Below are 11275 nucleotides of genomic sequence, written 5' to 3' on the forward strand. Positions count from 1 at the left end.
GACTGGCAAGGTTTAAGTCCGAGTGATTATCAGGCTAAAAAAGAAGCTAGAGCCGGAGTGATGCTCGATCGATTGGAGCGGATTTTCCCTGGTTTAAATGTCGGTCTCGATTTTATGGAAATCGGTACTCCCCGCACCCACCGGCGGTTTCTCGGTCGCATGGATGGCAGTTATGGCCCAATTCCCCGCCGCAAGCTCCCCGGATTATTAAATATGCCATTCAATCGCACAGCCGTCCCGGGCTTGTATTGTGTCGGCGATAGTACTTTTCCAGGACAAGGGCTGAATGCAGTGGCCTTTTCAGGATTTGCTTGCGCTCACCGAATTGCGGCAGATTTAGGGATATAGTTAGATTCACATTTGCCATAACGAAGTTTGGGGCTAATTCCCCACAAATTTCGATCCGGCGATCGATCGTGCGCTCCGAAAATTGGCATATTTTTCACCAAAACCGCTACTGAAGTTGTACAAATGGAAGTGGGGGCACAAGCCGCGATCGATGTTTTCACTTATTGCTTTGGCAAATATTCCCATGAAAGCCACTGTTTTGCTTCTAACCCTGTTTTTCTCGACCATTTTTCCATTGGCGGCTTGCTCGTCAAATTCGCCAGCGATCGCGCCCAAACCTGCTGTCGAGTATAACGATCGCGGTACTACCAAATATCAACGCGGCGACAATCAAGGCGCGATTCAAGAATTCGATCGCGCCATTACGATCGCGCCCAAATACGCTCAAGCCTATGCCAATCGTGGTGCTGCTAAATTAGGATTGGGCGACAAGCAGGGCGCGATTGCTGATTACACTCAGGCGATCGCCATTAATCCTCAAGACTCACTTACCTATTACAATCGGGGTGTCGCCAAATTTGAACTCAACGATAAGCAAGGCGCAATTCAAGATTTCGATCGGGCGATCGCAATTAATCCCCAAGATGCCGAAACCTACTGCAATCGCGGTACCGTCAAACTAGCCACCGGCAACAAACAAGGTGGGATCGCCGATCTCACCAAATGCGCTGAATTATTCCGTCAGCAGGGACAAACAGCCGATTATCAGAAAATACTCGAACTGATTCGGCAAGCGAAGTGAGTTAGTTAACGTGAATTCGGGTTAAGGATTTTCGTTGGCGATAGCCTCTGTCTTGATTCGCGCTCCTCGGAGAATGGAGAAACCCCACACATAGATCGATTCCCATTGCGGAGATAATGCGTTCGCGTAGCGTCTCGAAGAGAAGCGCGCCAAGCTACTCACAAGTCGAACCTTACGCAGGGGAGTTTGAGGGGCGGCGTCCCGCCTCCTCAACGGGGGGACTGGGGGTCGGAGCGATGCGCGCTCGTTGGGTTCCCCAACGGTTTAGCGCATCAAGACAACCCCCAGATCCGGGTTCTGCCCCCACAAATAAAAACTGCATCGCACAAGTTCTACTCGTTTACCGATTGGCTTACTACCAGCCTTTAGAACCGCTCCGTATCCCGAACTGACGTTAATTTAATCTTTAACTTGTAAAGCAGCAAAATCACAATTAGCTACCGCCTCCTGAGCGGTATCTTGACGTTGAAGATAGTTTTGCCATGCAGCAGGGGAAACATGATAACTACCCAACTCTTGACTGACAACTGCGGCTAAGTCTGGATCTGGGAAAAAACAGACAAACATCTTGGCGCAACTTTGAACACTCAGATAACCTAGCTCGAATTCCCGATCGCATCTACCGGGGCGAATCAGGGCAGGATCGAGTTGTTCGCGGTGATTGGTAGTCAGAATCGTAATGCTGCCTTCGACGGCTCCTGCGCCATCTAGAGTATTGAGCAGGGCACTAAATGACAGTTCGCCCAAAGGTTTACGACCAGAAAAGACACTATCGATATCTTCCAGGGCGACGATCGAAGTTGCGGTAATTTCCGACCAGGCACGGAGAAGGGCACTATCGTCCATATCGGTCAGGGAGAGGGACACAAGCTGCCGATCGTAATAACTGGCGATCGCTTGAATCAGGGAGGATTTACCCGTCCCTGGGGGGCCATAGAGAAGATATCCCCGCCGCCAGGGAATCCCCCGCTGGCGATAGAGATCGCGACTTTGGAGAAAGCGATCGAGATCTTTGAATAATTCGGTTTCGGTGACAATATCGATCGCCAGAGTTTCCCGTCGGCGTTTGGTTTGGGTGCGGACGATCGAAATAGTGCCACCGATCAGGCGGACGATCAGCGGTGCTTCGAGGCTATAGTTGGTTTCGATCTGCCCCAGCCATTCTAGGAGCTGCGGTTGCCACCAGCGCAAGGTTGCTAAGGTTAGGAGCTGGGTATTCTGTAAATCGGTGACTTTGAAGTCATGACGATGGATGCCGATATACGCACCCTGATAACCGATGCCAATCCAACCCGATCGCGGTTGTAGTCGAGTTTTGAGTGTGGGCGACTCGATCGCGGGTGGCACCAGAGGCATAGAGGTATATACTAATTCGCTAAAGTCATAAACTTTACCCGTGCGTTCGAGTTCCCAACAAATGGCACTATAGATCGGATTGGTTTCAGCGATTGTAATCTGGACTGCCAATCGCTGGAGTCCAAATTGCAAAATGGTTTTGAGCAAGTCGCCACCATAGCGGAGTACCACTCCTCCCAAAAATAACCAAATTGGATTGAGACGATCGAACATCAAGAGTTGGGAGTTGAGAGTGTAGATGGATACCCGCAAGGGGCATCCCTACAGGTTAATTGTGTCGGGGGTGCCCCTTGTAGGTACCCTAAGATCTGCGCTTGCTAGCGATCTAGCCTAATTTCGCGCGGACGACCATTGCGGTAATGTTATCGTGACCGTTGTATTCATTGGCAAAATCGATGAGACGATCGACGCCTTCTTGGAGGTTGGCATTTGCTGATAACAAGGGTGCCACATTCGTCAGCCAATAATTTTCTAGCAATTGATTGTCAGTGAGGCCGTCAGAAGCGAGCACGATCAACGTGTCCTCTTGCAGCTCAAAGAACCTAATATCGGGCGCGATATAATTGCGATCTCTAGGACCGATCGCCTGAGTCAATTGATAAGAATCGGGACGACCGTAGGCAATATCAGGATCGACACCGCGTAAAATCTGTTGCTGCCCGACCTCATGATCGAGGGTGAGCTGGATCAATCCCTGCGTCGGTGTAATCCCATAACAGCGAGAGTCCCCAACATGGGCGACTGCAATATTTTGATCTTGAATCAGCACCAGGACTAGAGTAGTTCCCATCCGGCCACTACCATATGCTGACTTTTTCTGATTGACTTCAAATACCGCTTCATTGGCAGCAATAATCCCTTCTCGAATTGTTTGCTCGTCAGGTAAGGTTTCATCCCAGCGAGTCGCAAAATAATCTCGCAATAAATCTACCGTCATCGCGCTGGCGATCTCGCCACCATCGTGTCCGCCCATCCCATCGCAGAGGATATACAAACCCTGCGCGGAGATACTTTTACCCTTGGGATGATGTTTGCGTTCGACCCTACTGACAACTCCAAAGCAATCTTCATTGTGGTCGCGTTTCCTACCAGTGTGGGTGGCTGCGGCATCTTCCAAATCGATTAACTTACGCTCCAAGGCGATCGTCGGCCCATCCTGCGGCATACTTAGATCGGTAGATGCTGGCGATTGCAGCGGCGCACTCAGTTGCTTGGGTTCTAATTCATAAGCAATTTGTTGCAGTCTCGATCTGACTTCTTCGATGCGCTCTACTTCACCACTGTGAATGGCTTGAATCAAGTTGGTCAGTAATGGAGAAGGTTGGCGATCTGCTTCGACGTTACCACCAGGACGCTGAAATAAATTTTTCCACATCTGTGCTAAATCTGCCAGCTTTAGTTGCCGATCAACCGGCTCTGGATGCAACCGCTGAAAGCAGATTCTCGCATCTTCATCGAGGAGAAGATTGGCAGTTTCCAACAAGCTTTGACGCATTTGCCACGGTTCGAGCGCGGCCCACAGTTTGAGCGTGTAGTCTAGCCAATAAATTATTTGGGATGACGGAATTTGGGGATCGTTCCAACTGTCGGCGAGTAAAGACCAGTCACTACGATCTTCAACGATCGTCACCGTCTTACCATCATTACTCCAACTGTCGCGGATTGTCGGGATCGTCCCTGGGAGACTGACTTGGAGGGCGATATATGCTTGAGCTACTTTGGGAATACCATGACTATTCCAAAACTGCCATTGGCGATATGCTGGCGCAGTATTTACCGTCGCAGTCGCTGGACGACCAGTGGCTGTTGGCTGATTCGGGTCGGGGGCAGCAGTATCTAATGTGACGGGTTCTTGCTCCATCAATATCTCCAGGAGGGAATTACAGAAAGGTTGACGATCGATTACCCGTACTTGGCTGGAGTCACTTGGCGTTAACAGTTGGATGACGACAGGATCGAGCAATCTATAGTTAGATTGAGGATCGAGATAGGTAGTGGCTACCAATGACTCGATCCTGTCACCAACAGCGACATGCGGACTAATAATATCACTTGGTGTCGGATTTGGTGCAGCTAATCCATTCGCGCCATTCAGGGTGAGATCTGGTTGCGATACATCCCACGGACTAGATTCTAGATTGTCATCGCGCTCCAGTGTCGATTGCCGATCGAAGCTGGGTGCCACTGCTGTTAACACCGCCCCCGGGGCATCCCACGGACTCAAATCGCTGCTATCTAGCTGAAGTTCTCCAGCAGTGACAGGGGTAGCTGCGAGTGTTGGCACTAGCGATTCATCCCACAGCTTGCGGTCTAGTTCCGCCGTCCCCATTGCCAGCTCTAAGTTGCTCTGGAGCTGAGGATCGGTCTCACCGATCGTTGGTTCGATAATTGCCCACCAGTAAGTACCACTGACTGCTTGGCAATGGGCACAACTTTCCGCATCAAATTCTACATTATTGCCACAACTGCGACAAAGATGATGCTTGAGCGATCGACCGCAACCTTGACAAAAATTGTGGTGCTGGGGATTGGTTAATTGGCAAGAGGGGCAGATCGGCATAGAGGTAGATGACAACGACACGCTTTGGAAGTGTAATAAAGCAGCCTCATCGGTGCGAGTAGCTAGTGGGCAGTGCGATCGAGCGACAGTTTTTTCAAGAGTTGGAGCCAAGTATCTTCTTGAGATCAAAGATTTCCCAGTCTAACCATTCCAAAACTTACCATCAGCTCGGCCAAGCCGAACTTATGGTTCATAAATCTAGTTTGTCATGTGTCAGTGGCAGATTGAGGTAATGCCCACAAAAAATAAATGCTTTATTATCTATACTTCCCACGAGATCGCCTTAAATTTACAACCTCTTGGTGATTATATCGATCGTCATCATACATCTATCTCAACTACAAGCACCGAATTTACCCGCCCAGACGCTCCAAAACTCACGCTCGGCATCGATCTCTGTGGGGTAGATCGAGTGGAGATGAGCTAATTAGTAGATCTACTCAAAACGATGCGTTAATTGTAACGTTCCTAGTCCCAGATCGTCATTCGATAGCGATCTGGTTTCCAGAAAGGCCACCGTATCGCGAACGCCAGGATTGCCACGCGCTTTCCCGGTCAAGCCCTGGGCGACGAGCAATCCGCAATAGCCTTTCGTCTTCTTGCTGCGCTGCTGCCATTTGTGGCGCGCTTCGACATTGGTCGCACTTTCATTGTAGAACTCACCAAATAGCTGCATCTCGCCGTCGGTCAATTGGAGGATGCCCAGATCGAATTGATCGCCAGCGATCGGATCTTCCCCTGGATTGAAGCAAATCCCCTGTAAACCTCCAGCACTCTGAATCCGTTCGATAATTTCGCGGGCTTTGGGACGGGTGGTCTGAATCACGACGATCGGCAATCCTTCGCCCAGGGATTGGACTTCACTAGTTTGATGGTAAGTTACCGATCGGCGAATTGTTTCGACGCGATCCCACGGCATCACCCCCAAACTGACAAATGAATTATTGGGAATTAAATCCTCGCGAATTTGGAGTTCCAAGGGATCGAAATCATCATCATCTAAGTCCATCGCCAGATGCATCTTCAGCAATTCTTGCGACAGTTGGGGCAGCGTCTCGACTTGCACCTGCGCCGTCCGCACGATCGACTGAGCTTGACTACTCTGGACTGCGACTACTGACAGTTCGGGGATGTTGACTTGCAGCGTTTTGGTCAGACTGGGGAGATCGTCTGCTTGTAATTGGTGTCTAAAAGCGGCTACAAACTCCTTGAGTGCGACCAAGGCCACATATGTCGCGATCGCTTCTTCCTCGTACAAGAAGGGGCGCATCCCCTCCATCGGATGAATGTTACCAAAGTTCGGCTCGATCTGGGTAGCTGTCAAATCGCCCAGATCGACAGTCAGATCGGGGACGACCGCATCGAATGTCACAAAAATACAATCTTGCGCCAGGAACGCCGACTCCATTTGCATCGATTCATCTTCTGCGAGTGCCAGTGCCCGAAATCTGTGGAGAGATTCGACAGAACGGTAGAGTAAGACCCCATATTCCATCCCCAACATCCCCATCACCGAGACATAAAATTTCTCGATATCCCACTGATTTAGCTCGATCGAGATCGCTTCATAATCGGCCAGTAGCGACCAGGGTGCTAAATCCCAAATTTCTCTGGCGGTGGTCTTGAGTAGCTCTAAATATTTACGGGGTAGTTTGGGGGTGCGGCTCCCCGCCATACTGATAAACCGATTGAATAATTCATCGACAATTGGGAGTTCAGGGACGTAATCGACGACGATTTCCAAGTCTTGGAGGACGCCACGCAAGTAAAATTGCAACTGTCGATCGCGGACGATGATTTTTTGGGGACGAGCGGGTTGGGAGGGAGCTTGGGGGGATTCCATTGCCTCGATCAGTGCCCGCACGACGGCTTCAGCACCCATCGTCGCATTGACGACTTGCATCGATCTGACTACACACTCAACCCCATCCACCCAGACGATCAATTCGCGCCGCTCGTTGGCTTCTAACTCGGCATCTGCCACCAACTCCGCCACATACCGTCGATCGCCCTCCCACACGCTGGGAAGTTGGGGCAGTTGCTGGAGCCGTCGTTGAGTGGAAAGACTGATCGCCGTCATAATCAAATTGCACCTAAGCGGGATGATGAACTTATCGATCGAGCACGTCCGGTCGAAACTTGATCGTCCATACGCGGACGATCGCCACTGACGACTGCTCGATTTGTGTCATATTTCTAAGATTCTGGAATAAATGTATCGATTCTCATCGTCACTCCGATCTTATTCGCTAATTTGAAGTCAGCACCGATCGGGTCAGAGAAGTTAACATAGATTTAGGTTTAAGTTTGTATCTGCTTACGAATTTTGCCATCGATCGTTCCTTAGGAGTTTATCCCAGGCCATGACTGAAGTAATTACCGCCAAACCACCCAGCATCCAAATGACCGACAATGCGCTCGCCCATGTGCTAGCACTACGTGAAAAACAAGGCAAAGACCTCTGTTTGCGCGTCGGCGTCCGTCAAGGCGGTTGTTCGGGGATGTCCTACGTGATGGATTTTGAAGACCCCAGTCAAATTCGCGAGGATGATGAAATTTGCGACTACGGTGGGTTCAAACTAGTCTGCGATCGCAAGAGTATGCTGTATGTCTATGGTCTTGTCCTCGACTACAGCGATGCGATGATCGGCGGCGGTTTCCAATTCACCAACCCCAATGCCGCGCAAAGTTGTGGTTGCGGTAAGTCTTTTGCAGTTTAGGAAGTGGATAGTGAATAGTGGATAGGGAATAGAGATTCTCTAGAGACGAGGATGTCCCAAGAATACAAATTCATTCCTCAAACCCTAAATTCCGCAATTTATTCACTATCCACTATCCACTATCCACTATCCACTACCCCTAACTCATGGCTGAAACCCTAACTCCTGCTGAATTATTCGACAATGCAATTAAAGATTATCAAGCTGGGGAAAAAAGTCCAGCCCAACTGATCCCAATCTTCGTAGATGTGTGCAATCGATCGCCAAAACTCGATAGCGCGTGGACGTGTCTCTCGTGGTTGTACTTATTGGAAAATAAGCCCCAACTCGCGCTCAAAGCCGCTCAGAAGTCGATGAAAATCGATCCTTTCGATGCGCAAACGCGGATCAATCTCGCTGCTGCCATGCTCGAAATCAAACAATCTGGTGTGCGCGAGCATATTGAAATGGCCAAAAGCTTAGTCGAAGCGGCTCCCGAAGTCCACGATCAGGTCGTCACCAATTTCAAAGATGGGTTCACTCGCAAACCCGACTGGGCAAGCCTCAAGCGGATTGAAAAACTCATCTTTGAAGACTAAGATAACTAATAACATACCGATCGCCTAGCGGTCGGGAGTTATGGATGATGTCGATCGTCAGTAGCTGGGGAGAATTAAAGCTTAAATTTAGCCATCGAGTCTACCGAAATCCGATCTAGGGTTTTTGTGAATCTCAATCTCGCACATACGTGTTTTTGTCACCTTGTCGATCTGCGTTCATCATTCGTCATCCTCACCAAATGTTAAATCCCAAAACTCAATTAGTCGGTCTCAAAGCCGATCGCTTTCGCCATCCGTTAGACTTGGAAGCCACTACCAGTCTGCGCCGACTCCCAGGCTTGGATCTCTTGGTGCGGAACTTCCTCGGCGGCATCACTGAAGACTTCCTCTATCTCAATAATATTGCGGCCAGCGTGCTGATCGGCGATCGACAACTGCCCGATATTCACAAGTTATTAGTCGAAGCTTGTCAGATTCTCGATCTGGAAGTGCCCCAACTATATCTCAAGCAACATCCAGCACCGAATGCCTACACGATGGCTGTCCGGGGCAAGAAGCCGTTTATTGTCGTCCATACCTCACTAGTAGACTTACTTACCCCTGCCGAGCTTCAAGCCGTCCTAGCGCACGAATTGGGTCATCTCAAATGCGAGCATGGCGTCTATCTGACGCTAGCCAATATTATCGTCCTCGCCACTGGTGGTTTAGTACCAGGGATCGGGAATACGCTCGCTCAAAACCTCCAGAGCCAAATGCTGCAATGGCTGCGCTGTGCCGAATTTAGTTGCGATCGGGCAGCATTGCTCGTCAGTCAAGATCCCAAGACAGTAATTTCCGTCTTAATGAAGCTTTCTGGTGGTTCCCCACTGCTGGCACCATTACTCAACGTCGATGCCTTCCTCGATCAAGCGCGTGCCTATGAAGCGATTGGCACTACCGATCTTGGTAAAATGCTCGCAGCCGCCCAAACCGAGCAACTCAGTCATCCCGTCCCCGTCTTGCGCGCCAAAGAAATCGATCTCTGGTCGCAAACCGATAATTATCAGTCCTTGCTAAATAATCCCTCCATGCGCTATGATAAGCAAGCTATAAATTTGGCCGGCTGGCGGAATTGGTAGACGCAGTTGACTCAAAATCATCCGCGAAAGCGTGTCGGTTCGAGTCCGACGCTGGCCATAGCATGAAACTCAATTCTATTCCGGTTGAGTACCCCAGAAACCCGACTTCTTGAAAGAAGTCGGGTTTCTTTGTGGGATTGAGGGTGCGGAGTCGGGCACAAATCACCATTGCATTCCTACAATAATAGTTAAGTAGAGTATTTTATCCAGCAAGCTCGATCGCTTGCCGTCCAACATGAGCCAAGTTGTAATTATTGGGGCAGGGCCGACAGGGTTAACGCTGGCGATGCTGCTGGCACAGCGTGGCATTGACGTCAAACTGATTGAAGCTTCGCGCAACTTTCGGCGGACTTTTCGGGGTGAGGCATTGATGCCGAGTGGGTTGGAAGCGATCGAGTTTATGGGTTTGACAGATTTAGTCGCGCGCATTCCCCATCGTCCCCTCGATGCGTGGGAGTTTGTGATTGAAAATCGATCGATTTTTCGGGTCGATGAACCGATGGAACCTGGGGGCAAGCCCTGTACGCTGATTTCGCAGCCAGCTTTTCTGGAAGGGGTGATGGCGGAGGCGCGGCAGTATCCGAATTTTGAATTTATTGCAGGTACTGCCGTCCGCGACTTCATGTGGGAAAATGATCGAGCTGTCGGTGTGATCCTGGGCGACGATCGTCAGATCGATGCCGAGCTGATTGTTGGTGCCGATGGGCGCAGTTCGATCGTCCGGCAAAAGGCTAAATTACCACTCGATCGACAATCCCAAAACTTTGATATTTTGTGGTTTAAATTGGCTAGCAGTCCCGAATTTGAAGCTGAGAATATTTTTTACTCGATCATCTCTGGTCATGACGGCTTTGGCTTGTTTTTGGGTTGTGAAGGCCTGTTACAGATTGGTTGGTCGTTGCATCGCCAGGTTGGCGATGACGCCAATGCTTGGCAGCGAATCAATTGGCAGGCTAAGTTGGTCGCGGCGGCACCCGATTGGTTAGTCCCCATATTGCAACAACAAAAGATCGATCGACCGGTTTTATTGTCGGTGACAGTCGGGCTGTGTCCCCAATGGCATGCACCAGGGGTACTCCTCTTAGGAGATGCCGCCCATCCAATGTCGCCAGTTCGCGCTCAGGGGATCAATATGGGTTTGCGCGATGCGATCGTCACAGTCAATCATCTGGTGCCGTTATTCCAGCGACATGCCCAGCTCACCGAAATCGATGCCGTCTTGCCGCAAATTCAAGCCGAACGCGAGCCAGAAATCATCCAGATTCAAAAATTACAACATGCCGAAATCAACCAGGGCGAATTGTTGCGAAATTATGCACCGCTCCGCTATGGGGTCAGTTGGCTCGCACCACATCTGTCCCTAATCCGCAATCGGCTGCGCCAATCGTGGGTCGATCGGCAACTGCTGTTACGGCAGGGTGTCACGTCTGTATCTTTAAAGGTCTGAAGGGGTGAAAGTGCGAGCAGATCGAGCAGATCGATCTCAGCTATAATGAGGCTCGATCGATTGAGGAATAGTGATGACAAAATACGTGCTGTGGGGTAGTTATTGTGAAGATGTCGTTAATAAACGCGCGCCGTATCGAGAGGCACATTTAGCTGGACTCAAACAACAACAAGCTGATGGTCTGCTCGTGACGATCGGCCCGACTCAAGATTTGACCAAAGTTTTTGGAATTTATGAGGCTACTGACGCACAGCAAGTCTGCCAGCTCATCGAAACCGATCCTTATTGGGTAAATGGCATTTGGACGGAGTATCAAGTTAAGGAGTGGATTCAAGCCATCTAGAGATAGTTGATAGTTGATGGCGTGGTGATTAGGACGGGGATTTACCCCCCTCCCCATCGCCATCTGCCTCAAGCTGTTAGCTAGTAAATATCAATTGATATT

Annotated in this window: 11 protein-coding genes, 1 tRNA gene and 1 pseudogene; 9 read left to right on the forward strand and 4 right to left on the reverse strand. The window is 50.0% G+C overall.

The window, feature by feature from the left end:
• Nucleotides 1-348: pseudogene (locus RMO27_RS20190) on the forward strand (carotene isomerase); the annotation flags it as partial.
• Nucleotides 349-381: 33 nt separating this feature from the next.
• Here the strand turns inward: RMO27_RS20190 and RMO27_RS20195 are convergent.
• Nucleotides 382-534: a hypothetical protein gene (locus RMO27_RS20195; protein WP_309735919.1), complete on the reverse strand. Its 153-nt coding sequence runs from the start codon at nucleotides 532-534 to the stop codon at nucleotides 382-384.
• Between RMO27_RS20195 and RMO27_RS20200 the strand changes: the two genes are divergently transcribed.
• Complete coding sequence (locus RMO27_RS20200) at nucleotides 533-1090, forward strand: tetratricopeptide repeat protein (RefSeq protein ID WP_309735921.1); 558 nt, start codon at nucleotides 533-535, stop codon at nucleotides 1088-1090. The genes RMO27_RS20195 and RMO27_RS20200 overlap by 2 nt on opposite strands.
• Before the next feature lie 399 nt (nucleotides 1091-1489).
• On the opposite strand, the gene RMO27_RS20205 is transcribed toward RMO27_RS20200, so the two are convergent.
• Nucleotides 1490-2659 carry an AAA family ATPase gene (locus RMO27_RS20205; protein WP_309735924.1) on the reverse strand — a complete coding sequence of 390 codons (1170 nt, stop codon included), beginning with the start codon at nucleotides 2657-2659 and terminating at the stop codon, nucleotides 1490-1492.
• Nucleotides 2660-2771: 112 nt separating this feature from the next.
• Complete coding sequence (locus tag RMO27_RS20210; RefSeq protein WP_309735926.1) at nucleotides 2772-5117, reverse strand: serine/threonine phosphatase; 2346 nt, start codon at nucleotides 5115-5117, stop codon at nucleotides 2772-2774.
• A 121-nt stretch (nucleotides 5118-5238) separates the two neighbouring features.
• Between RMO27_RS20210 and RMO27_RS20215 the strand changes: the two genes are divergently transcribed.
• A complete protein-coding gene (locus tag RMO27_RS20215; RefSeq protein WP_309735929.1) occupies nucleotides 5239-5433 on the forward strand; it encodes a hypothetical protein in 195 nt (64 codons plus the stop codon).
• A 9-nt stretch (nucleotides 5434-5442) separates the two neighbouring features.
• On the opposite strand, the gene RMO27_RS20220 is transcribed toward RMO27_RS20215, so the two are convergent.
• Nucleotides 5443-7086 carry a DUF6930 domain-containing protein gene (locus RMO27_RS20220; RefSeq protein ID WP_309735931.1) on the reverse strand — a complete coding sequence of 548 codons (1644 nt, stop codon included), beginning with the start codon at nucleotides 7084-7086 and terminating at the stop codon, nucleotides 5443-5445.
• Nucleotides 7087-7369: 283 nt separating this feature from the next.
• Between RMO27_RS20220 and RMO27_RS20225 the strand changes: the two genes are divergently transcribed.
• The 6 genes from RMO27_RS20225 to RMO27_RS20250 all read left to right on the forward strand — a co-directional run bounded on the left by RMO27_RS20225 (nucleotide 7370) and on the right by RMO27_RS20250 (nucleotide 11173).
• Complete coding sequence (locus RMO27_RS20225) at nucleotides 7370-7726, forward strand: iron-sulfur cluster assembly accessory protein (protein WP_309735933.1); 357 nt, start codon at nucleotides 7370-7372, stop codon at nucleotides 7724-7726.
• Between the two features lie 146 nt (nucleotides 7727-7872).
• Nucleotides 7873-8304: a hypothetical protein gene (locus RMO27_RS20230; RefSeq protein ID WP_309735936.1), complete on the forward strand. Its 432-nt coding sequence runs from the start codon at nucleotides 7873-7875 to the stop codon at nucleotides 8302-8304.
• A 200-nt stretch (nucleotides 8305-8504) separates the two neighbouring features.
• On the forward strand, nucleotides 8505-9383 hold the full coding sequence (locus RMO27_RS20235) for a M48 family metallopeptidase (RefSeq protein WP_309735938.1): 879 nt from the start codon (nucleotides 8505-8507) through the stop codon (nucleotides 9381-9383).
• Nucleotides 9362-9441, forward strand: a tRNA-Leu gene (locus tag RMO27_RS20240). The genes RMO27_RS20235 and RMO27_RS20240 overlap by 22 nt, the downstream gene beginning before the upstream one ends.
• Before the next feature lie 177 nt (nucleotides 9442-9618).
• Complete coding sequence (locus tag RMO27_RS20245) at nucleotides 9619-10830, forward strand: FAD-dependent monooxygenase (protein ID WP_309735939.1); 1212 nt, start codon at nucleotides 9619-9621, stop codon at nucleotides 10828-10830.
• Nucleotides 10831-10903: 73 nt separating this feature from the next.
• Nucleotides 10904-11173 (forward strand): YciI family protein, encoded by a 270-nt coding sequence (locus RMO27_RS20250; RefSeq protein ID WP_309735941.1) that lies wholly within the window; start codon nucleotides 10904-10906, stop codon nucleotides 11171-11173.
• Nucleotides 11174-11275 lie beyond the last annotated feature (102 nt).

The organism is Chamaesiphon sp. OTE_75_metabat_556 (genome assembly GCF_031378165.1).
Classification (GTDB): Bacteria; Cyanobacteriota; Cyanobacteriia; order Cyanobacteriales; family Chamaesiphonaceae; genus Chamaesiphon.

Bases quoted from the DNA above. Each gene is read 5' to 3' on its own strand.
- RMO27_RS20200 (WP_309735921.1), top strand. From the start codon at position 533: ATGAAAGCCACTGTTTTGCTTCTAACCCTGTTTTTCTCGACCATTTTT.
- RMO27_RS20195 (WP_309735919.1), bottom strand. From the start codon at position 534: ATGGGAATATTTGCCAAAGCAATAAGTGAAAACATCGATCGCGGCTTG.
- RMO27_RS20205 (WP_309735924.1), bottom strand. From the start codon at position 2,659: ATGTTCGATCGTCTCAATCCAATTTGGTTATTTTTGGGAGGAGTGGTA.
- RMO27_RS20215 (WP_309735929.1), top strand. From the start codon at position 5,239: ATGCCCACAAAAAATAAATGCTTTATTATCTATACTTCCCACGAGATC.
- RMO27_RS20220 (WP_309735931.1), bottom strand. From the start codon at position 7,086: ATGACGGCGATCAGTCTTTCCACTCAACGACGGCTCCAGCAACTGCCC.
- RMO27_RS20225 (WP_309735933.1), top strand. From the start codon at position 7,370: ATGACTGAAGTAATTACCGCCAAACCACCCAGCATCCAAATGACCGAC.
- RMO27_RS20230 (WP_309735936.1), top strand. From the start codon at position 7,873: ATGGCTGAAACCCTAACTCCTGCTGAATTATTCGACAATGCAATTAAA.
- RMO27_RS20235 (WP_309735938.1), top strand. From the start codon at position 8,505: ATGTTAAATCCCAAAACTCAATTAGTCGGTCTCAAAGCCGATCGCTTT.
- RMO27_RS20245 (WP_309735939.1), top strand. From the start codon at position 9,619: ATGAGCCAAGTTGTAATTATTGGGGCAGGGCCGACAGGGTTAACGCTG.
- RMO27_RS20250 (WP_309735941.1), top strand. From the start codon at position 10,904: ATGACAAAATACGTGCTGTGGGGTAGTTATTGTGAAGATGTCGTTAAT.